General features: G+C 51.8%; 17 protein-coding genes. 11 read left to right on the forward strand and 6 right to left on the reverse strand.

Going from position 1 to position 21,569, the window contains the following annotated elements:
* The first annotated feature begins 102 nt into the window (after positions 1-102).
* From IM700_RS01420 to IM700_RS01440, 5 genes are all read left to right on the forward strand, one after another.
* Positions 103-1,446: a glycoside hydrolase family 30 protein gene (locus tag IM700_RS01420; RefSeq protein WP_193415580.1), complete on the forward strand. Its 1,344-nt coding sequence runs from the start codon at positions 103-105 to the stop codon at positions 1,444-1,446.
* A gap of 32 nt (positions 1,447-1,478) precedes the next feature.
* Positions 1,479-4,706 (forward strand): cellobiose phosphorylase, encoded by a 3,228-nt coding sequence (locus tag IM700_RS01425; protein WP_193415579.1) that lies wholly within the window; start codon positions 1,479-1,481, stop codon positions 4,704-4,706.
* Between the two features lie 133 nt (positions 4,707-4,839).
* Positions 4,840-5,991, forward strand: a complete 1,152-nt coding sequence (locus IM700_RS23330) for a winged helix-turn-helix domain-containing protein (protein ID WP_193415578.1) — start codon at positions 4,840-4,842, stop codon at positions 5,989-5,991.
* Between the two features lie 89 nt (positions 5,992-6,080).
* Positions 6,081-7,373, forward strand: a complete 1,293-nt coding sequence (locus tag IM700_RS01435) for an MFS transporter (RefSeq protein ID WP_193415577.1) — start codon at positions 6,081-6,083, stop codon at positions 7,371-7,373.
* Between the two features lie 433 nt (positions 7,374-7,806).
* Positions 7,807-9,546 (forward strand): sensor histidine kinase, encoded by a 1,740-nt coding sequence (locus tag IM700_RS01440; RefSeq protein WP_239483485.1) that lies wholly within the window; start codon positions 7,807-7,809, stop codon positions 9,544-9,546.
* 84 nt (positions 9,547-9,630) lie between these two features.
* On the opposite strand, the gene IM700_RS01445 is transcribed toward IM700_RS01440, so the two are convergent.
* The 3 genes from IM700_RS01445 to ytaF all read right to left on the reverse strand — a co-directional run bounded on the left by IM700_RS01445 (position 9,631) and on the right by ytaF (position 11,564).
* Positions 9,631-9,873: an NHLP leader peptide family RiPP precursor gene (locus IM700_RS01445; protein ID WP_155606408.1), complete on the reverse strand. Its 243-nt coding sequence runs from the start codon at positions 9,871-9,873 to the stop codon at positions 9,631-9,633.
* Positions 9,874-9,937: 64 nt separating this feature from the next.
* Positions 9,938-10,879, reverse strand: a complete 942-nt coding sequence (locus IM700_RS01450) for a hypothetical protein (RefSeq protein ID WP_193415575.1) — start codon at positions 10,877-10,879, stop codon at positions 9,938-9,940.
* Between the two features lie 70 nt (positions 10,880-10,949).
* Positions 10,950-11,564 carry a sporulation membrane protein YtaF gene (gene ytaF, locus IM700_RS01455; RefSeq protein ID WP_155606409.1) on the reverse strand — a complete coding sequence of 205 codons (615 nt, stop codon included), beginning with the start codon at positions 11,562-11,564 and terminating at the stop codon, positions 10,950-10,952.
* A 177-nt stretch (positions 11,565-11,741) separates the two neighbouring features.
* Here ytaF and IM700_RS01460 point away from each other — a divergent pair, with 177 nt between their 5' ends.
* Positions 11,742-11,954 (forward strand): twin-arginine translocase TatA/TatE family subunit, encoded by a 213-nt coding sequence (locus tag IM700_RS01460; protein ID WP_193415574.1) that lies wholly within the window; start codon positions 11,742-11,744, stop codon positions 11,952-11,954.
* Positions 11,955-12,075: 121 nt separating this feature from the next.
* Here the strand turns inward: IM700_RS01460 and IM700_RS01465 are convergent, their stop codons facing one another.
* The gene (locus tag IM700_RS01465) at positions 12,076-13,035 is read right to left on the reverse strand and encodes an MraY family glycosyltransferase (RefSeq protein WP_193415846.1); all 960 of its coding nucleotides are present in this window, start codon (positions 13,033-13,035) and stop codon (positions 12,076-12,078) included.
* Between the two features lie 201 nt (positions 13,036-13,236).
* On the opposite strand from IM700_RS01465, the gene IM700_RS01470 reads away from it, so the two are divergent.
* Complete coding sequence (locus IM700_RS01470; RefSeq protein ID WP_155606412.1) at positions 13,237-13,620, forward strand: DivIVA domain-containing protein; 384 nt, start codon at positions 13,237-13,239, stop codon at positions 13,618-13,620.
* A 254-nt stretch (positions 13,621-13,874) separates the two neighbouring features.
* Positions 13,875-14,339 (forward strand): Dps family protein, encoded by a 465-nt coding sequence (locus IM700_RS01475; RefSeq protein WP_155606413.1) that lies wholly within the window; start codon positions 13,875-13,877, stop codon positions 14,337-14,339.
* A 75-nt stretch (positions 14,340-14,414) separates the two neighbouring features.
* Here the strand turns inward: IM700_RS01475 and IM700_RS01480 are convergent, their stop codons facing one another.
* On the reverse strand, positions 14,415-16,112 hold the full coding sequence (locus IM700_RS01480; protein WP_155606414.1) for a methyl-accepting chemotaxis protein: 1,698 nt from the start codon (positions 16,110-16,112) through the stop codon (positions 14,415-14,417).
* 156 nt (positions 16,113-16,268) lie between these two features.
* On the opposite strand from IM700_RS01480, the gene thpR reads away from it, so the two are divergent.
* A complete protein-coding gene (gene thpR / locus IM700_RS01485; RefSeq protein ID WP_193415573.1) occupies positions 16,269-16,838 on the forward strand; it encodes an RNA 2',3'-cyclic phosphodiesterase in 570 nt (189 codons plus the stop codon).
* Here thpR and IM700_RS01490 read toward each other — a convergent pair.
* A complete protein-coding gene (locus IM700_RS01490) occupies positions 16,835-18,016 on the reverse strand; it encodes an MGDG synthase family glycosyltransferase (RefSeq protein WP_193415572.1) in 1,182 nt (393 codons plus the stop codon). The two genes, thpR and IM700_RS01490, sit on opposite strands and share 4 nt — an antisense overlap.
* A gap of 307 nt (positions 18,017-18,323) precedes the next feature.
* Here IM700_RS01490 and IM700_RS01495 point away from each other — a divergent pair, with 307 nt between their 5' ends.
* On the forward strand, positions 18,324-18,911 hold the full coding sequence (locus tag IM700_RS01495; RefSeq protein ID WP_193415571.1) for a TetR/AcrR family transcriptional regulator: 588 nt from the start codon (positions 18,324-18,326) through the stop codon (positions 18,909-18,911).
* 53 nt (positions 18,912-18,964) lie between these two features.
* The gene (locus IM700_RS01500; protein WP_193415570.1) at positions 18,965-21,154 is read left to right on the forward strand and encodes a YhgE/Pip domain-containing protein; all 2,190 of its coding nucleotides are present in this window, start codon (positions 18,965-18,967) and stop codon (positions 21,152-21,154) included.
* Positions 21,155-21,569 lie beyond the last annotated feature (415 nt).

The following is a 21,569-nucleotide window of genomic DNA, read 5'->3' on the forward strand; positions in this document are numbered from 1 at the left end:
TTCGAAAGTTGATGGCTCAGCTCATTCCGCCGACACTGTTCCTTTATGAAATGTAATCGATTTCAGGGACGCTAATTTTGAAACTCAAGGAGAGGATTCACGATGGCAAAATGGTTAAAGGTACTCACTTCACGCGATTCTGCTGACCGTCTGCAGCCCCAAGGGGAACTGGAGGTTCAATCCGGTGCGGGTGTCGGAGCGGGGCAGAGGTTGAAGGTCCTGCCGGAGCAAACCTTCCAAACGGTGATGGGTTTCGGCGGAGCTTTTACGGAAGCGACCGCTTATACGTTATCCCGGATCAGTCCGCAGAAACGAGATGAAGTCATCCGCCGGTATTTCGATCCGCAAGAGGGGCTGGGGTATACCTTAGGTCGCGTGCACATCCATAGCTGCGACTTCGCACTCGAAAACTACACGTACATCGAAGACGGCGATGTTGAGCTGAAGACGTTCGATATCTCCCGTGATCACAAGTGGGTGATTCCGCTGATTCATGATGCGGCGAAAACGGCTGGGAAGGACATCACCATGCTAGCCTCTCCTTGGAGCCCGCCGGCCTGGATGAAGACGAACGGGGACATGAACCACGGCGGCCAGCTAAAGCCGGAATACCGCGAGGCTTGGTCGAAATACTATACGAAGTTCATTAAAGCTTACCGCGAAGCGGGAATTCCCATCTGGGGGATCTCGGTACAGAATGAACCGGCGGCGGTGCAAACCTGGGATTCCTGTATTTACAGCGGCGAGGAAGAGCGCGATTTCGTTCGCGATCACCTGGGGCCGACGATGCATCAGGAAGGGCTGGCAGACGTCAACATCCTGATCTGGGACCACAACCGGGATATTATGATCGAGCGCGCCTCCGCCGTCCTGAGCGATCCCGAGGCGGCCCAATACGTTTGGGGAACCGGCTTTCACTGGTATGTCAGCGAAGCGTTCGAGAACGTTGGCAAAGTGCATGAACTGTTCCCCGACAAGCACCTCCTGTTTACGGAAGGCTGTCAGGAAGGCGGCGTGAAGCTTGGCGCATGGTTTACCGGCGAACGTTATGGCCGCAATATCATCGGTGACCTAAACAATTGGAACGAAGGCTTCCTGGATTGGAACCTAGTGCTTGACGAAACGGGAGGCCCGAACCATGTGGGCAACCTATGCGACGCGCCGATTATCGCCGATACGAAGGCCGATACGGTTCATTACAACAGTTCTTATTACTACATTGGCCATTTCAGTAAATATATCCAACCTGGGGCTGTTCGCATCGGAATGGATACTGAAATTCCATCCCTGCTGGCTACGGCGTTCCGCAATCCGGACGGCAGCTTCGCGGTGGTTGTGCAGAACGAAAGCGATGAAGCGCAGCCGTTTGCTTTAGAACTGGGCGGCGAAGCCGCCAGCGAAACGCTGCCGGCCCATTCGATCGCAACGTACATCATCCAAGCTTAAACCTAATTTTACTTAACGGAGGGATACGCCCTATGCCTAAATATGCTTTTGAGGAAAATGCGTTCGTCATTGAACAATTTGACCGGGCGAAGCCGTTCTCGAGCTTCCTCCCCGGACTTGCCGGCCTGAAGGGGATTCCGATGTGGACATTTTACGTCAACCGGGGACAGGCGGTTTGCAGTTTCGGGATCCGGGATAAAAACAGCCCGATCATGGAATTCTCCCCGGCGAGCATTACGTACCAATCGGTAGCGATGAAGGGCTTCCGGACGTTCATCAAGGCCGCTGGAAAAACGGGGATCTACGAGCCCTTCCAAAGCGCCTTCCCCGACCCTTCCGCCGTTCGCCGCATGCATATTCTAGCGAATGAGTTGACGATTGAGGAAACCAACGAAGCACAGGGGCTTCGGGTGAAGGTTCGATATTTTCAAATGCCTAACGACGATTATGCAGCCTTGGTGCGCCAAGTGGAGATCACGAATATTTCCGGGGCACCGCTGCAACTGGAAATGTTGGATGGCATGCCGGAGATTCTGCCGTACGGGGTAGAGAACGCCGGTTATAAGGAGATCGGCAATCTTCTGCGCAGCTGGATGGAGGTCGACAATCTGGAGAAGGGGATTCCGTTTTACCGGGTCCGATCCAGCACGCATGATGAGGCTGAAGTGAGCGAGGTACAAAGCGGCCATTTTTGCTTGACCTTCGGCGAGGACGGCAAACTGCTGAAGACGATCGCCGACTTTGCCGTCATTTTTGGCGACAATACTTCGCTGGCTTATCCGGACCGCTTTGCCGAGCAGCCGCTGTCCACGTTAACCGCAGAGCCGCAGTATTGCACCAACAAGGTCCCTTGTGGTTTTTCGGCCTTGACCGCCGAGTTGGCCCCAGGAGAAAGCCGGCACATCTATACCTTGATCGGGCATATCGACAGCGTCGAACGGCTGAATACCAAAGCCGCTGACATCGCCAGCCCAGACTACATCGCCCGTAAAAATGCGGAAGCCGGTCAACTGACCGACGAGCTCACCGCTGACATCGCTACGAAGACAGCCCTGCCGCTGTTTGACGCTTATTGCCGACAAAGCTATCTGGACAATTTCCTGCGCGGCGGATATCCGTTTATCTTCGAGAACGGCCGGGAAGGGTTTGTGGTTCATCTGTATTCCCGTAAACACGGAGATCTGGAGCGGGACTACAATTTCTTCTCCATCGCCCCGGAATATTATTCACAGGGCAACGGCAACTTCCGTGACGCCAACCAAAACCGGCGAAGCGATGTCTATTTCAATCCGCGGGTGGGGACGTTTAATATCCGCACGTTTTTCAGCCTGATTCAAGCCGATGGTTACAATCCGCTTGGCGTTGAAGGGACGACGTTCCGGGTCCCTGCGGAGCGGGCCAACGAGCTGTCTGCCTTCCTGCAGAAGGCGGTAGTTGATCACCGGGATGAACTCGCGGCGCTTTGTCTGGGTTCTTTTACCCCGGGAAAGGTGATCTCGCTGATCATCAACCGCGGTGCTCAGCTTCTTGTTGGGGAAAATGAGCTGTTGACCGGCGTGTTATCTCTCGCCGAGCAGCAAATCGAAGCTTCCTTCGGCGAAGGTTATTGGTCGGATCACTGGACCTACAATATGGACCTGATCGACAGTTATCTGAATATTTTCCCGGATCGTAAAGAGCGGTTGTTGTTCGGGGAGCAGGAATACACGTTCTTCGACAGTCCGGCCCGGGTATTGCCGCGCAGTGAGAAGTACGTACTGAGCGGCGGTCACGTTCGCCAATACGGCTCGTTGGTCCATGATGAAGAGAAGATGGCGAAGCAAGGGCTGACGCTGAAGAGCACCAACTGGCTCAAAACGGGGTATGGCAACGGAGAAATTTATCGCACCACCTTGTTCGTAAAGCTGTTGTCTCTGGGATTGATCAAGTTCGCCACGCTGGATCCCTTCGGAATGGGCGTAGAGATGGAGGCGAATAAACCAGGCTGGAACGATGCAATGAATGGACTGCCTGGACTGTTTGGCTCGGGAATGAGTGAGACGTTCGAGTTGAAGCGGCTTCTGCGGTTCGTTCAGGAGGCTTGTGCCGAAGCTGGCGACGATGGCCATGAAGTGTCTGTGCCGGAAGAGCTCGCCGCTTTGCTTGGTGAAGTGAGCGACCTGCTGGAAGTCCGTTTGGCGGGGAGTTTGGAGCCATTTGGTTATTGGGACCGGGTGGCCGCTGCCCGCGAGAAGTACCGGGAAGCCATTCGTTTCGGGATCAGCGGGACGGAAGTCCGTCTACCGTTAAGTGCGATCGGAAGCCTGGCGTCTCGGATGTTGGAGCAAATCGAGCGCGGCATTCAGGAAGCCATCCGGCTGGGCGATGGCGTGACGCCAACGTATTTCGCCTTCGAAGCGGTGGAATTTGAGCCGGTGACGGATGCTCAAGGCGCGCCGGTCATCAGCAGTTACGGCCTGCCCAAGGCGGTGGTGAAGAAATTTACCGTTCGGCCGCTGCCGCATTTCCTGGAAGGTCCAGCCCGTTGGTTGAAGACAGTAGAGGATCAGGGCGAAGCTAAGCGGACGTACGAGCAAATCCGCCGCAGCGACCTGTTCGACACCCGGCTTCAAATGTACAAAACCTCGGTTAGTCTGGATGCGGAAACCCATGAAATCGGACGGATTCGCGCCTTTACAGCGGGGTGGCTGGAGCGGGAATCAGTCTTCCTGCATATGAGCTACAAGTATTTGCTGGCGCTGCTCAAGAGCGGCTTGACGGAGGAGTTCTTCGCGGAGCTTCGCGCCTCGTTGATTCCGTTCCTCGATCCGGCCGTATATGGCCGCAGTACATTGGAGAACTCGTCCTTTATCGCCACGAGCGTGAACCCGGATCCGGATACCCATGGTCGCGGTTATGTCGCTCGGCTCAGCGGATCCACCGCCGAGTTCCTCAGCATGTGGATGATGATGATGGCCGGGAAACGAGTCTTCCGCATGCACGAAGGCAAGCTTCGGCTTACGCTCCAACCCCTCCTGCCGGGATGGCTCTTTGACGAGCGGGGTGAAGTGTCATTCCGCTTCTTGGGTACGACGGAGGTCGTATATCGGAATCCGCAGAAGAAAGACACCTTCGGTTCTGATGCGGCGGTAATCCGTCGGTTGGCGGTGCAGAAGCAGGATGGGACGGAGCAAGTCGTCGACGGCTCCGCTATCGAGGGTTTGCTGGCCGAAGAGATCCGCAACGGTACCGTGCGGCGGATCGAAGCGGAGTTGGCTTAACAGAAACGAAAAGCGAGGAAATTACTCCAGACGGGTGCCAGGCAGCGATGCCTGGCGTTTGTCCGGAGTCTTTTTTTGCGCGTAGATGTTATAATATGGGGAACATTTGCGGGGAAGGAAGGAAGGAACACCGATGCATATGGAAATCAACAGCGAACGATACAAAGTTACCGCAGAGGGCCTTACGGTTGAGTTGTTGCCGAAGGAGTTCGCGCTGTTTCAGTTCTTGCACCGCAACGCCGGTCGGACATTCAGCCGAGAACAGTTGCTGGACAAGGTGTGGCCGCTGGAATACCCGGTCGAGCGTACGGTGGACGACCATATCTATCGGCTTCGCAAGAAGCTAAAGCCTATCCACGGGCTGGAGATCAGGACGATTCGGGGCTTAGGCTACAACCTGGTGCTCCCGATTTCCGATCATTCGGAGGGAACCATTCCAACCCTAGCAGACCCGGAGCTGCATGAGACCATGCGAGCTCTGCTCGGCAAATATCAACTCTACGGCCAAGGGCGCTCGATGCTGACGCTGGCACGCCAGCAGGATGTGCTTGGCTATAAACTGGATCCGTTCTACGCGGTATACATCCCGTTTGTGCAAGGCGATCTGGACGGGCTCTTGAATAAGAACGATGCTCCTTTGCGGGACCGCTTGTATTACTTGCTGCTGTTCTTCTGCCTGTCGGGAAGTCCGGAGCGTGCCTTGCCGGTATGCGAGCGTATGCTTGCCCTGGAATTGCTGCCGCCCCCTCATCACAGGGAGATGGAGATTCTGACGATCCTGGATATTTATACCCTGGCCGGTGAGCCGATAAAAGCGGTGGAACGCTTACGCCTTAGCTATCGCATCATCGCGGAGTTGAGTTACGACAACTTCATCCCGCAAACCGCGATCTCTGAGCTGTTGGCTCATCTGGTGGCAGGATCACCGGAGCGCAAAATCGAGAAGTTGGCGGATGCTATAGAAAATGGGATGTTAACCGAGAAACCCTTTTTAAGAGAGATTGGCAGCTATAAAGTGGTAAAAGGATTATGGCTGCAGCGGAGAGGGGAAGGGACGGGAGCGGAAAAACTACTGGATGAAGGGCTGGCTGTACTGGAACGGTCTGGCTTCGTGCCGCTACGCTTACTTTCCTTGTACCGAATCGTTAATTATTTTATCCTGTTCCCTCCCCCATTAGCGTTGGATCGAAAATACAAGGCATTATTTGACATGGAACTGGATCGGATAGGGGTAACCCGGTTGTCGGACGCGCTCGAAGCCGTTATCCGCGGCGAGTTAGGTTGATCTGTGCAATCGCTCTGATGATTCTCTGACATTCCTCCGTTACATTGAGCTTAGGTCATTCGAAACTAGCTTTATTTGGGGGAGTGTAAATGACGGGCAATGTACAAGCCGGGGTTGCCAGCTTGCTTCGTAACAAGATATTCACACGTATCTATACAGCCTACACAGCGGCGACATTTGGTGATTGGTTCGATATGCTGGCCATCCAGGTGCTGGTGGGATACCGCTGGGAAGCCGGGCCGCTCATGCTGGCGCTGATTCCCGTAACCAACGCTCTACCTAGTGTCCTGCTCGGTTCCCTTGCGGGCGTGGTCGCGGACCGAATCAACCAGTTGAAGTTGATGCGCCTTTGCGATTTGCTGACAGCCGCGCTGACCTTGCTGATTCTGCTGGCTCCGAATATGCTCTGGTTGCTTCCGGTGCTGACACTGAGAGCAACCCTCTCAACGTTCATGATTCCCGCTCAACAAGCGTTGACGCGCAGCATCGTTCGGGAAGACCAGCTATTTCAAGCAACCTCGTTGAATGGCTTCGTCAACCAGGGCTCCAAGATCGCCGGTCCGCTGCTCGGCGGCTTTGCACTGGCCTTATTAACACCAGAGTGGTGCATCCTGCTGAATGCTTGCTTTCGTTTGTCTTCATTGTTGATTCTGCTCACGATCAAAAAGGCGGAAGTTGAATTCAAGAAGGTAGGACTAAATCTAGCTAGTTCTTCCTCCTCTCCGGAAACTGCTGTCGATACATCCTTGCGTACCATGTGGATCGAAGGCTTAAGTTTTATCCTGAAAACCCGGTTATTACTGGTAACTCTGCTGTTTGGTTTTGTCGCGACGACAGCCATCCAAATGATCGATTTTCAATTCACCAGCCTGTTTCGGGAAATTGCCCCTCTGAAGGAGGCTTATCTCAGTTGGATGGTAGCCGCGGCGGGGATTGGGGCCGTGTTGGTGATTGCAGTGCTTAACCGCTGGAATAGAGGGGCAGCAGGTTACGCTTGGAAATTCGGCGCCGGATACGGGTTGATAGGTATAGCTGTCGGCGGTCTGGGCTTGCTCCCCGCGGGGAGTGCGGCAGTTCCCATCCTGTTATTGGGATTCGGATTAGGCGTCGGCAATGGATTGGTGGTCGTAACCTTCAATTACTGCCTGCAAAAAGAAACGCCATCGGCCATGGTCGGCCGTGTCTTTGGTATCCAAACCTCTCTCTTGGGAGCTGTGATGTTCGTAGCCCCGTTGTTCGGTGGACTTCTGGTGGAAAGGATTGGACCGGGGACGACATTTGTATATTTAGGTGGAGTAATCGGAGCGCTTGGCTTGTTGGTGCTTGCGCTGGGGAAAGACTGTGGCGGGCGGAAGCGGCGTCCGTTGTGCGAAACGAAGTGAAACGAACGACGGAGGGAGTATAGATCTGTCCGTCTGAAAGTTTAACGAGATGAAACGCAGGAGATGGCTCCTGCGTTTTTTTTGATAGAAAATGCAAACTATTCATAGATAAAACAACTTAGACACGGTAAAATAACTGTGGTGCCCGAATCTTAAAAATATTTATCACTATTTCCATATAATTGAAGGTTTTTGCGGTAATTGTATCGAATGATGTATTGTTCTAGAAATTCAACAACAGGCTTTCTCTTAATCATAACTGCAGAGGTGTTATATGAAGGCTTTGACAAAAAGCGTTATTGTGTTTTTCCTACTGCTCTTGGCTACGCTTTGCTTCTTTTTATTTAAAGGTTACGATGATCCTGGGTCAGATACCATTCAAATAGATCATTGGCAAATCACATGGACGGATCGATTCGATCCAGAAACGAGTATGGATAACGTAAAGTCGCTGGATGGCTGGACAGATGTGAAAGCAGATGAGGTGATCCCAGAGAAGCCCCGTAATGGGATGTCCCAATGGATCAAGTTTCAGCTCCCCGAATTGTCAGATAATTCCCAAATTATGTTTATCGATAAGATTAATGCAAGTCATGTGATCGTCATGATTAACGGGAAACGCGTTTACGAATCCAATCGGTTATTCAATTATGCCATCAACAATATTGTCATTCCGATCACTGCGGAGAACTCCAAGCAAACCGTCTATATTGGGTCAACCTCGGCGACGTATAAAATCGGCCTGTTTGCTCCAATCAAAATCGGCGATTATCAAGGTTTGATGAAAAAATTCGTTAGGGATAACGTTCCGGACCTCGTATTGGGAAGTACATTGATTTTTATCGCTGCAATCATGCTCATCTGCGCGCTTTTCTTAAAGCATGTACATATCCCCATGTGGTTTTCGTTATGCGGAGTCATCTTTTCCAGCGGACTGCTTGTGCTCACGTACACGTCGTTTGTCTATTGGCTGTTTGACTTTGTGATCGCGGGTAGGCTACTTATGGTATTGTTTGACTTGGCCTTGTTTAGTTTGCTTCCGGCGCTTACTTATTTCTTTGAACAAACCTTCGGTTCAGGATATAAAGGCTTGATAAGACGTTCGCGCAAAGTTGTGTTTGCGTATTCGATTCTTTGCGCCTTTATGTTGATCCTAAATGAGATTTCACCCGACATGTTCAATACACTTTACACCATCGTTACCGTTCAATTCATGGGCTATATCATGGTGGCCCAATTCATCATTCTGGCAGGGACTTTAACGATCAATGTGATTAAGGGGAACAAAGAAGCCGTCATTCTATTATGCGGGTTCTTAATTTTTGCTTTCCTCTGCGTAGGTGAGTTGCTTTGGTATTACTATAATGACGGGTATTATACTCTATTCTTATGGAAGTTGGGAATTATCGGCTTCCTCGGCTCGTTGATCATTATTCTAAGCCGGAGATTTGTCGCAAACCACGAACAGGTAGTAGAGTATTCCAAGCAATTAGAGATGTTCAACAATGAGCTGCAGCGTTCGGAGAAGATGGAGATCATAAGTGAGCTTGCCGCTTCTGTAGCCCATGAGGTACGCAACCCCTTGCAGGTCACTCGTGGATTTTTGCAGTTGCTAGTCGAGAAGCAGCAGCAAGCCGATAAAGTATATCTAAGTATGGCTTTGGAGGAGCTTGATCGCGCCTCTGCGATTATTACGGACTTCCTGACCTTTGCAAAGCCGGAAGGCGGAAAAATTACGGAATTGAACGTGCTTGATGAGTTTATTCATATTGAAGGCATTCTGGTTCCGCTCGCCAATTTGCAAGGCGGGAAAATTACGACGCATATCCCCAAAGATCTTTACGTAAAAGGGAATTCGTCCAAATTCAAACAAGCTTTCATCAACATTATCAAGAACAGCATTGAAGCGCTGAAAGGCGAAGGGGATATCCAAATCTGGAGTTACGAGAAAGATAACCAAGTGGTCATTCATATTAAAGATGACGGGGAAGGGATGGATGAAGACGTGCTGGCCCGGCTAGGTGAACCTTACTTCTCAAACAAAACGAAGGGGACCGGTTTGGGGTTGATGGTGACATTTCGAATCATCGAAGTGATGAACGGCGAGATCCATTTTACCAGTAAAAAAGGGGCAGGAACGGAAGCGGTCATCCGGTTTCCTTCCTCCAAATAGGAGGAAGTTGTCCGGTTCCATTGCTCCTCGTGTCCTGCCCTTTCGGCTTTAACCTCTTCGCGATGTTGAGGTCGTCTTCAAAGGTTAGAACCAAGCTCCAGCTGGTTTTACTTCACTTTTCACTGCTTTTTCCGGCTGAGGTGGAAGTACAACGTAGAACTCGTCAGAGCTTTCTTCCACGGTTTTGATTTTGATGTGATCCGGGAGAATTACACCCAGTGCCTCCTGGATAGCAGCTTTGGGGTCGGCGAGCAACTTAGCTTTAAAGCTTGGGTCTTGCCATGCTTTCTCAACGACTTGCGATTGAAGGAGAGCTCCTGATGTCATAAGATCACCCTTTCTAAAAATAGTATAATTTCCCTATTACTATAACATGTTATTCGACATAACGCTAGGCGTGTGTTTGATTTTTCGACAGCCAATACAATAAACCACCCTGAGCCAACAGTTCTCTCTCTTCTCTCAGGCTTTGTGCCCCCTGCTTGAGACTCTGTCGGAGATACTCGTGAAAGTCTATCAAATGTGTAAGGGTCGGTGCGGTCTGATCGAGTACGGCTGCGTTATGATCTGTCCGCTCGGCATAGGAGAAAAGAATGTCCCGCACAAATAAAGCGTGTTTGATCTCCTCCTGATTCGGTCTACGGTCCCGGGGAATTTGCAGCTCGCGTTGCACTTCGGAAATAAGCGCATTATAGCTGTCTTCGCGGAGATCCTTCTCCCAATCCTCCCAGTCATCCAACATTTGCAACGTAACTAATACAACGTCAACCGCCTTTTCGAATGCAGGCAACCGGGCTTCTTGGCCGTTCAGGATCAGGAGGCCGGCTACCGTCAACTTCACCGGAGAAGCCTTGTGGGCAATCCGTACGGGGTCCTCCTGGAAAAAGTCGTTTTGGTTCTCAAGTGCCACCGCCTCTGCCCATTCAGCAGTATACTTGCGGTAACTATGCCAGAATGGAGATGCTGCCGGATAGTAACTGCTGTAAATCTTCCAAAACTCAAATTGTAGCAGATTCGCTAGCGGTAGTTTCCGTTTATCGCTCACTTCCGGATCGTCCATGACCTCGTCGATCAGATGATAATACATCATTACGAAAATCATGGCTACGGTAAGACGTCGGCAATCTTCTAGTTTGGAATTTGAGGCCTCTTGCAGCCAATACGCTAACAAGTAGCAAATATAGTTTGTAGATCCCGCTTTGTTTAAGATGCGAAATCTTTCCAGGTAGTTGATTGCCTGGTTCCGGAATTCCTCCGGCAGCTCTGATAAGAGGTGTTCTGCATCATCGAATGCTATACCTAAATCCTGCTCAAAGCGGGTTAACCAATTCACGTAGGATGACCTCCTTTTACTGGCACCATCCTCTTCATTATATAGGAGAATTTGTAGATAAGGTAGGTTGTCAGAAGAGTTGATGAATGCCGATCAGGATTAACAACAATCCGGAGATGACGGTGGCCCGGTTTCCGAACTTCTCCGCGGCGACCTTCTCGCCAAAGCCAGCGCATGCAGCCAGCAGCAAGTAGCTGAACAAACCGACGGATATCGAGGTATACCAAACGTTCAGATGGGTAATTCCGGCGTTGAAACCACCGGCTAACGCATTCATGGCCAAAGCAATCCCGAGAACAACGGATTCCCCCAAGCTGATGGATTTGGAGCTGTCCTTGTCCGCTTCTTCAGGATTGCGCAGCAGGCGGGTCAGCGGATTCACATCCTCCTCCTGAACGGAAGTGATCTTCTTCTCCAGAAACGGCTGCAGCAATACCCAAACGCCCACACCAACGATCACGACCGTTCCCAATAATTGCCCGATCCAGGGATGGATCCACGAGGATAACCAGCTTCCGAAAAAACCCGACACCAGAGTGGCCAAAAAAGAGATGATGGCGATGGCCAGATTGGAGTACCATGGAATGCGGATTTTGCGTACCCCGTAGGCAATTCCGACTCCCGCATTATCCAGGTTGGACGCGAGTCCAATGGCGATGACAGCCAACAGACTGTAAGAACCCATGATGTTCGCTCCTTTGCAATACATGATGACACAGCATATGCCCAGAGAAGGGAATTGGTTTATGGGGCGAGCGATCATCTTGTCCGCAGATAAAGCCGATACTGGCGATAAAGGGTTTCCATTACCTCCAATAAAGTAGTATAATGACCACAAAGATAATGTTTGGGAGTGATAAATGTGCTTGAAAATTTGTTGCGTCCGTCCCATCTGTTGCTTCTAGTGATCGCGGCGCTTTTACTATTTGGTCCCAGCAAGCTTCCGGAACTGGGCCGTAGTTTCGGCACGATGCTCAAGGAATTTAAGAGAGGCGCACGCGGAGATATCCTCGAAGACGAGAAGCCGCAAGCAGCGGAAATACAACCAGCCGCGGAAACGAATAAATCTTCTTAACGCCAGTAGATAGGACGCCTTCGGGGGTCTTTTTTTTTGAGGTTCCAAAGCAAAAAAACGCGTGCCTACGGGAAGAAACCCGAGCACGCGTTTGTTGCTTGAACGGTTTAAGTGCCGATCGTTATACCTGGAGCAGGAGAAGAATGATGGAGGATAGTCCCAGACAAGTACTGATGAGGTACAGGAACATGACGACCTGCTTCTGATTTAGCCCTGCCCGGAGCAGCCGGTAATGCACTTGGCTGGCATCCGCCACATAAGGCGATTTCCCCTGCAGCATCCGTTTGATGACAACGAACAGATTATCGAATATCGGTACGCCGAGGGCGAGCACCGGGATAAACAAAGACAAGATCGTCGCTTGTTTAAAGGCACCGTCCAGTGCGATCACTGCCAGCATAAACCCAAGGAAGGTCGCTCCGGCATCCCCCATAAATACTTTCGCCGGCGGCTTGTTATACCGCAGGTAAGCAAGCGTCACCCCGATGAGGGCGATCGACAGCATGGCGGAGTTGGTTTGTCCTTTGGTCAAAGCCACCACAAACAGCGTTACTGCAGAAATGGCGGACAATCCCCCGGCCAAGCCATCCAATCCGTCAGAGAAGTTGATCACCGTAGTGACCCCAAAGATCCACAGGATGGTCAATACGAACTGGAGCCATGCGGGAAGCAGGACGTAGTCGCCGCTAAATGGATTAACGAAGCCGCTAAAGGTGATTCCTGCCGCATAAACCAAGACAGCCGCAGATACTTGCACGATCAGCTTGGGCAGCGCGGGAAAATCCTTGCCTTTTGTCTTGTACCAGTCATCGATCGTACCGATGGCCAGCAGCAGCACGCCGCCAGCAAACAACGCGCCTGTCTCCCAGGAGAAGTTGCGCGTAAACAACAGATACGAGGCGAAGAACCCGGCAAATATGGCATAGCTTGCCGTTAGCGGGATCGGCTGGCGATGGATTTTGCGCTCGACGTCCGCACGGGGTTTGTCCACGAAATCGAGGCGGAAAGCCAGCTTACCGAGCGGCGGAATCAGAAAATACACAATCAGAAACGATAACAAAAAAGTTAATAAGTATAAAATCGTTACTCACCACCAGATGTTAGACTCAGCTAATGACTATTATAGAAAGAAATTCGGACATTGTCGAATACTTGTATCACTCGCTGCATACCGTGAAGATGAACGGAAGGCCAAAAATGTGGTACATTATAAAAGATACGATTGCTTTTGCAAGGAAAACGCGTTTTATAACCTTTTTAGGCAGGTACGGAGGGATTTGGAATGCAAGACGAATACGCGCGCAAACTGGAAGATCAAAAAAGCCTGTTTCGGCAACTAGGGATCAAACTGGATGCGCTCTCCATTCATGAAAAAGATTTCGACGCCAAGATGCGGGGCTACGATAAGGAGGAAGTTGACCGATTCCTGGATGACATTATCGTCGATTACGAGCGCTTCTACGATATCATTACCGATCTGCTGGACAAATATAAAGAAATCCAGCGTCGGCAAGCCTATTGGGAAGAGGAAAAGAAGGCGATGGCTGCCCGCAAACCACAGTTTGATCTGGAGAATGCGGTGGACCGCAGACTGGTGGAGGATGGCATTCGCCAAATGGAAAGAAGCTTGGAGCAGTTTAAGCTGCATATCCGCAGCGAAAGATAATACCAAAGGACCGAATCGGACGATTTTTTCCGGTTCGGTCCTTTGCATATCAAGGATGAAAGAGGTACAGAATAGACCTGATGGTTTTTGGAATTTCATGTGATGTTCATGAAGCAAGTGGTTGCATCTCTGAAAGCGGAGTGGTATGATATAAACAAGATTTAGATTTAGTCTAAATTTAAAGCATTTCAATCAGGAGACCCATTAGACGGATTGCACTTCAAATTTTGATATGGCGAATGGAGGAAATAACGATGGCAAACCAAACAATGACACAAGCGGATCAAGAACTGCAAAAACAACTGAACCTGCAAATCGCAAACTGGACGGTAATGTACACGAAACTGCACAATTTCCACTGGTTCGTGAAAGGCCCGAACTTCTTTACGCTCCATGAGAAATTTGAATCCTTCTACAACGAAACGGCAGGTTATATCGACGATATCGCCGAACGCCTGCTGGCAATTGGCGGCACACCCGTGGCAACCCTGCGCGAATCACTTGCACTTGCCAGCATTTCCGAAGCGAGCGGCAAGGAGTCCGCGGATGAGATGGTGGCTGCCGTGATCGCTGATTTTGAGAAATTGGGCAGCGAACTGAAGGATGGCATGGAAGCAGCGGCAAGATCGGAAGACGAAGCGACCAGTGACCTGCTGCTCGGCATTGTATCCGCGCTCGAGAAACACCGCTGGATGCTGAATGCTTATCTTGGCAAATAAGACTTAATGGTTATAGAAAGACCTTGCCCAAGCGAATGAAGGCTTGTTGGGCAAGGTCTTTTTGCTATTGTTGGGTCAAATCACTTTGAAGCGTTCGATCAAGGTGTGTAGCTTGTCCGACAAGCCGGAAAGGAAGCTGGCTGAAGCGTCAACCTCCTGCATGGCGGCCAATTGCTCCTCGGAGGCTGCCGACATGTTCTGTGCGCTGATTGCCGTATCGCCCGCAAAACGAACAATTTCTTCAATGGATTGCACCAGTCTTTGCGAGTGATCGGACAAGTGGCGAACGCCTTCACTGACATCGGCAATCGACTCCGCGGTGTACTGTGCTGAGGTTTGGATGTCTGCAAAGGAGGCTCCGGCGCTTCGCACCAGCTCGGAGCTGCGTTTCGTTTCGCGTACGGTCACATCCATCGCTTCTCCGGTGAGTTCCACCCGTCTGACGATATGGGCGATGAGTTCGGCAATTTGCTGCGCCGAAACGGCGGAACGCTCAGCCAGTTTACGGACCGAGGAAGCAACGACGGCAAATCCGCTGCCGTATTCTCCAGCTCGGGCCGCTTCAATCGAAGCGTTTAACGCAAGCAAATTCGTCTCGGCTGCAATATCGGTCATAATATCGAGTATACTCTGCACCTCTTTGGAATGGGTGCCCAGCTCTTCGATGATTGCGGAGAGGTGAACGATTTGGGCTTCCATCGTCGCCATCTGCTTCACGCCTAACTCAATAGCCTGTCCTCCGTGGTTGGATGCAGCGGAGACCTGCTCGGCTGATTCAGAGACCCCTTCGGCATGACGTGCGATATGCTTGATCTGTTCGGACATCGCGCGAAGCATCGCCGACCCGGATTCCAGGTTTTGCTGCTGCAGTTCTGCGCCTTCGGCAAGAGACAATGTGATCCCCACAGTTTGCTCGCTAGCCTTCCCGGTTTGTTGTGCGCTGGCAGATAGCTCCTGCGAGGAGGAAGCGACCTGCATCGATGTATCGTTGACTTCGGTGATCAACTGTCGCAAGCTGCCAACCATCATCGCGAAATTGCGCGTCAATTTGCCGATCTCGTCTTGGCTGCTAAGAAGGTGCGTCTGAACGGTCAAATCTCCGTTAGCCACTTGTTCCACATGCCGGGATAGCGTTTCGAGCGGACGAATCATTCGGTGGATAAAGAAATACACGAATATAACCGCGGCAAGCAGGACGCCCCCTCCGATAAGGAACGGAAGGAGCAGGATGTCGCGCGTTCGTTCCCCAATGATGGACGCGTCAAAGTTGATGACCATTAATCCGACGATCTCTTGATTCGGATCGTGATTTTTGTAGATGGGACCATAGCCGCTAAGCAGCTTCACACCGTCATAAGAATACACCTTCGTATATACGGAATGTTTCATCTGGAGAATCATGTCCCTATCCTGCGCGCTGAAATAAAAAGCATCTCCGGCTTTGTATCCCCGGCTTTGGAGGTTCTGATCGGCGGCGAGAATGGTACCGTCGAGTGACATCAGGAACACTTCTTTGAATAGCGGTTTATGTTCGACCGTCCAGTTTAGCCGCTTTTCGAGCTCCGCAAGGCTGGTACGGTCTCCTTCAGCGAGCTGTGCGATCGCTTCTGGATCGACGAGCCCGGTCGTGATATTGGCACAGCCCACGGTTTCGATTCCGACCGACTTTTCCACCTGGCGGTACGTCATCTGATACCCAAATAACCCGATCAGCGAACCGATCAGGATAAGAAGCCCAATCAGTACAGAGGTAATTTTTTGTGCAAAGCTCATATTCCATCTCCCGTCAATAAGGCTTGATGACTGTATATGTAAGTAGCACTAAGACACATTATATAGAGAATAGATTTGCGGGATGTAATCAATCGCACTTCAATTTGTCGAAAAAAATGAATAAATTGAGAAAAATATCACAGTAGGTGACAAACGATGTCAGGAAATGATGAAAAATGGAGATTGTTTATCGCGGTGCCCCTTTCACTGGAGGTAAAACAAAAACTCGAGGCATGGTGTAGAGAGCAAAAGGCATTCCTTCCATTCAAAAAATGGGTGCATGCCGGGGACTATCACATTACTGTTCAGTTTCTGGGTGACACTTCGCCGAAACGTCTGGATGAATTAACAGCTTCAATCGAGCGGGCGGCAAAGGGGGCGATTCCATTTGGCTTGCAAGCGATGGGGATCGGCACCTTTGGACGGCCGTCAAGTCCCAGCGTGCTTTGGGCCGGCGTACGCGGAGAGGTAACCGAGCTGGAAAGCCTGCATAGCAAGGTTACTTCGGAGAATCGTTCTCTCGGCTTTGAACCGGAAGAACGGCGATTCAGCCCGCATATTACGCTGGCTCGGAAGTTTCGGGAGGAAACCCAAATAGACCCGCAGAGTCTGCAGGCCTTATCAGCGGATTTCGGCCACTGGACGGCTGATCGGTTGGTCATCTATCGGACGCATATGCATGAGCGCCCGATGTACGAAGTGGTCGGGACGGCGGAGTTGGGTTAGTTGGCCCGCTGTTCAGCAGGGCCGGCCGTTTGCAGACGTACGCGGGCCGGGGCGACGATCGGACGGAGCAAGTTGATGACGGCTCCCGCGCAAAGGTCAGGCCGATAGCCGCTTTGCCGCGCTGCCGATTCCGGCACGGTCCGGCCGCCTGCGGCGTGCCGGTCACAGATGGCTTCAAACCAGACGTCCAAAACGTTCGGAGAATCCAGCTCGGCGCCAAACCCACGCTTAACAAAATATTCGCGGTTCTTTTCCTCCTGGCCGGGGATCGATTCGAAGAACAACATCGGAATGCCTTTGGCCATCCCCTCGGTACAGGTCATTCCGCCAGGTTTCGTAATGAGAAGATCGGAGGCGTCCATCCATTTGCCGATCTCCCGCGTAAATCCGATCACCTTGATATTCGGGTGCTGAAGAGCGGGGTGGGCTCGCAGTTTCGCGGCGAGCTTCTCGTTACTGCCCATGCAGCAGACGATCTGGATTTTCTCGCGCCAGGCAGCCAGTTTCGCTAATAGCTCCTCACTAAACAGCAATCCCCACCCGCCACCCATCACGAGGGCGGTCGGCATATTTTTCAACCCCAAATCCTCCCGGGCGGACGCCTTCTCTTGCTTGCTCCAAAAATCCGGGTGCACGGGAATGCCCGTGACCTGTATCTTGTAAGGAGCCACGCCGCGCTGGACGAGCAGTGCCTTGACTTCGGGCGCGGAGACGAGATACTGGTCCACGCCGGGACTCATCCAGGAGCCGTGGGCATCATAGTCTGTGATCAGCGTGCAAAGCGGCACGTCCAGGCCGGCGGCCAGCTTAAGGTAGGAAACGATGGCGCTCGGGATCGGATGCGTGCAAACGATCAGGTCGGGCTGAAGCTGCGCGATGACGTCGGCTGCGTGCTGATAGAACATTTTGTGCAGAGCCAAACGGGTAAACCGGCTTACCGGTTTCTCGTACTTGTGTTTATAAAATAAGCCAACTAACGCGGGGCTGGTATTTACCGTCATCCGATAGGCGGAGAGAATCAATGGCGCCACGGTTGGATTCAAAAACGAACCTAACTCCAACACCTTCGTCCGGATTTGCGGATCCATTCGTTTTAGCCCTGCTGCCAGCGCATGTCCGGCTTGTGTATGCCCGCTTCCGAAGCCTTCCGATAAGATCAACACTCTTCTTTTTCGCATCTTCATTTCACCTGCTTCCAAGATAGTTCCGTTTCATTGCCTCTGATACTAAGTTTATGTTGTTTATATGCTGGATTAAAGAGGCTCCGGACGGGTGAGCCGACTGGACTTAGGTCGGGGGGACGGCAGGGGGAGTCGAGGCGTGGGACAAGAAAATGAAAACAAATGAAAAAAACTGAAAAAACAGCTTGCATTTCGGATACGGGAGGAGTAAAGTAGGGAATGACCAAATGACCGGAATTGAATTTTAGTCATTTTCGGCCGATATAATGAGAATCGACAATTCCAACGCAGGGAGGTGACAAGGATGGCTGTGGTAGATCGCCGTAAACTCGTAATCGAAGCGGCAGAGAAGTCCTTTGCTTTATTCGGCTACAAAGCAACGACGATGGACCATGTGGCGAAAATTGCAAATGTGGCCAAAGGAACGATCTACACCTTCTTCACGAACAAGGAGGAGCTGTTCGATGAAATTCTGCGTTCCGTCATCACGGAAATGAAGCGGGTCATCGAACCGGAGATTGACGAGGAGAAGACTTTCTTCGAGAACTTGCACCGAGCGATGGATGCGCTGCTGGAATTCCGCAGCGAGCATGAGCTCCTAATCAAGTTATCCCAAGAGGTGCGCGATTTCGGAACTCCGAAGGCCCGGGAGGGTTTGGAGCAGATCGAGAACGCGATTCTGGAGTATCTGGAGCGTCATCTGTCTCGGGCCGCCAGACGGGAGGAGATTCGCCCGTTTGATGCTAAGCTGGTCGCTTTTGTCGTGTTTAAGCTGTATATCGCGATAACATCGGACTGGAACAAAAACAATGAGCCTTTAAGTAAAGAACAAATCAAGGAGTTTATCCGCGACTTTCTAGCAGGAGGCTTACTTCTGCCGGCGAGAGCATAAAGGAACCGATCAACTATTAGAGAAAGACGCCACCAAGGGGAGAGAAAGCAAAAATGAAATCATTAAGCGTATTTTTCAAGGATATGGGAGCCACCTTCAAGAATCCTAAAGTGTTCATCCCGATTCTTGTTGTGCTGTTCATTCCCGTTCTGTACAGCGGCATGTTCCTGACGGCCTTCTGGGATCCATACGGGAAGATGAACGAGCTGCCGGTTGCGGTGGTGAACGAAGACCAAGGGGCACAGTACGAGGGAAAAGAACTCAAAGCCGGTGAGGATCTCGTAACCGAGCTGAAGAAAAGCGACGATTTTCGGTGGGAATTCGTCACTCACGAGCAAGCGGAAACCGGAATGAAGAACAACGACTACTACATGACCATCGTGATTCCGGACAATTTCTCGTCGCAAGCGACCACGCTGATGGATGAGAATCCAACGCCGGCACAGCTGATCTTCGAACCGAATGAGGGCTATAACTTCCTCGCAGCGCAAATCGGCGGCACGGCAGTCAAGGAAATCAAATCGAAAGTTTCCGCCAAGGTGACGGAAGCTTATACGGAAACCTTGTTCGACCAAGTGGAGAAGATTTCCGGCGGACTCAGCGACGCCGGCAGCGGTGCCAGCACCCTGAACGATGGGGCGGCCAAGCTTGACGACGGCACGAAGAAGCTGAAGGAGAATCTAGCCAAACTGGTTGATGGCACGATGAAACTGGAGAATGGCGTTGCACCGTTGGAGAAAGGCACGCAGTCGCTGTACCAAGGCATCAATGAGGTCAAAACCGGGGCCAGCGGCTTGGCTAGCGGTTTGACGCAGTTGGAAGCGGCAAATCAGCAGTTGGAGAATGGGGCCAAAGAGGCGCATCAAGGCGGTACGCAGCTGCAAGCAGGGCTTCAGTCGTCACTTGAAGGCGCGAAGAAGCTGCAAGCTGGACTAGAAGCGTCCGAGCAAGGCAGCGCCCAACTGCAGACCGGTTTGGAATCGTCGGTTCAAGGCAGCGCGAAAGTGGCTGCGGGCGCTAACAGCGTTGCGCAAGGCCTGGAGCAGCTCGCCCAATCGAATCCAGAACTAGCGAAGAGCGCCGCGGTGCAACAGCTGGTCGCGGCCAGCAAGGCAGTGGCCCAAGGCAGTGAACAGCTGCACCAAGGCAACCAACAGCTGCTGCAAGGCAGCCAAAACCTGCATAGCGCCCAGCAACAACTGGCCCAAGGCGGTCAACAATTGGCGGCGGGCCAAGAGCAACTGCTGCAAGGCGCGACGCGGTTGAATGCAGGACAAGAGCAGTTGGCAAGCGGCCTTGAACTGTTTGGCAGCAAGCTTTCGGAAGCGAAGGCCGGTGGACAGAAGCTCGCGAGCGGTGCCGGACAACTTAGCGCTGGCGCGAAACAATTGCTTGGCGGCGTCGAGCAATTGTCCGGTGGCGTAGGCACGCTGGCTGACGGCTCCAAGCAGTTGGACGCAGGTGCCGGCGAGTTGAAGAACGGCATGGATCAACTGACGGAAGGTTCGGGCGAGTTGGCTTCGAAGCTGACCGATGCGGCAGAACAAACGTCCGGCGTGAAGAAAACCGACGCGCTTGTGAACATGTATGCTGAGCCGATTGAAATCAACGAGCAGAAGGTCAACGAAGTGCCAAACTACGGAACCGGCTTTGCTCCATACTTCCTGTCGCTCGGTCTGTTCGTCGGGGCGTTGATTTCGACGCTGGTCGTACCGGTACGGGGAACCTCGGTGGCGGAAGCCAGCGGCTGGAACCGATTCGTGAGCCGTTCGATGGCTTTTGCAGGGATGAGCCTTATTCAGTCCCTACTGGCCGTCGTCCTGGTCTTGTACGGACTGGGGCTTGAGGTGAAGAGTGTTCCGCTCTTCTATTTGTTCGCCTTTATCACCAGCTTGTGTTACATGTTCATCATTCAAGCGCTGGTGACCTGGTTGGAGAACCCGGGACGGTTCTTGGCTATCCTCATGCTGATCTTCCAACTGACGACCAGCGCCGGGACATTCCCGCTCGAATTGATTCCGAACTGGATGAAAGCCTTCAACCCGATCCTGCCGATGACGTACAGCGTCAAAGGCTTCAAAGCGGTCATCTCAACCGGCGATATGCCGATTGCTTGGGAGAACATCGGCTTGCTGGCCGCGTTTGGCGTCGTATTCCTGGCGATTACGCTGGTGTACTTCATGCGCCATGAACGCAGCACGGACGTTAGTCCCGAAGCCAATCTGAGCGTCCAATCGCATTAATCGTAATTATATCGAAATAAAAGATCCGCTCTCCGGATATCCGGTGGGCGGATCTTTTTTGCATTGGGCACGCGCTGCCGTCAGGTTGATGGTCTTTATCGAACGCTTCCACGATTATCCCGAATGATCAGGACACAGGGTCACCGCCCTCCCTGGAGGGGAGAACACGCGAGGGGGATAAATCAATGTTTTCCCTTCACAGGATTTTACGTCTCCCCCTTAATGAAAGGGATAATGGTGCAAACAGCCAAGCAGGACAACAATCCGGCTTCATTTGGTGACGCTTTCGAGGCAAAATCGCCCTGTCATGGCCTGAAAGTTCTAATCAATAGTGCAAAATAAAGAGAATATAATGCAAAAACAGACGTGACATTTTCCGTTAGAATAGTAAGAAAGATTGATCCGGGCTTATCCG

This window comes from Paenibacillus rhizolycopersici, from assembly GCF_014947195.2.
Taxonomy (GTDB): Bacteria; Bacillota; Bacilli; order Paenibacillales; family Paenibacillaceae; genus Fontibacillus; species Fontibacillus rhizolycopersici.

Bases quoted from the DNA above. Each gene is read 5' to 3' on its own strand.
- IM700_RS01495 (WP_193415571.1), top strand. From the start codon at position 18,324: ATGGCTGTGGTAGATCGCCGTAAACTCGTAATCGAAGCGGCAGAGAAG.
- IM700_RS01440 (WP_239483485.1), top strand. From the start codon at position 7,807: ATGGATAACGTAAAGTCGCTGGATGGCTGGACAGATGTGAAAGCAGAT.
- IM700_RS23330 (WP_193415578.1), top strand. From the start codon at position 4,840: ATGCATATGGAAATCAACAGCGAACGATACAAAGTTACCGCAGAGGGC.
- IM700_RS01445 (WP_155606408.1), bottom strand. From the start codon at position 9,873: ATGACATCAGGAGCTCTCCTTCAATCGCAAGTCGTTGAGAAAGCATGG.
- IM700_RS01470 (WP_155606412.1), top strand. From the start codon at position 13,237: ATGCAAGACGAATACGCGCGCAAACTGGAAGATCAAAAAAGCCTGTTT.
- IM700_RS01490 (WP_193415572.1), bottom strand. From the start codon at position 18,016: ATGCGAAAAAGAAGAGTGTTGATCTTATCGGAAGGCTTCGGAAGCGGG.
- ytaF (WP_155606409.1), bottom strand. From the start codon at position 11,564: ATGGGTTCTTACAGTCTGTTGGCTGTCATCGCCATTGGACTCGCGTCC.
- IM700_RS01425 (WP_193415579.1), top strand. From the start codon at position 1,479: ATGCCTAAATATGCTTTTGAGGAAAATGCGTTCGTCATTGAACAATTT.
- IM700_RS01435 (WP_193415577.1), top strand. From the start codon at position 6,081: ATGACGGGCAATGTACAAGCCGGGGTTGCCAGCTTGCTTCGTAACAAG.
- thpR (WP_193415573.1), top strand. From the start codon at position 16,269: ATGTCAGGAAATGATGAAAAATGGAGATTGTTTATCGCGGTGCCCCTT.
- IM700_RS01480 (WP_155606414.1), bottom strand. From the start codon at position 16,112: ATGAGCTTTGCACAAAAAATTACCTCTGTACTGATTGGGCTTCTTATC.
- IM700_RS01500 (WP_193415570.1), top strand. From the start codon at position 18,965: ATGAAATCATTAAGCGTATTTTTCAAGGATATGGGAGCCACCTTCAAG.
- IM700_RS01420 (WP_193415580.1), top strand. From the start codon at position 103: ATGGCAAAATGGTTAAAGGTACTCACTTCACGCGATTCTGCTGACCGT.
- IM700_RS01475 (WP_155606413.1), top strand. From the start codon at position 13,875: ATGGCAAACCAAACAATGACACAAGCGGATCAAGAACTGCAAAAACAA.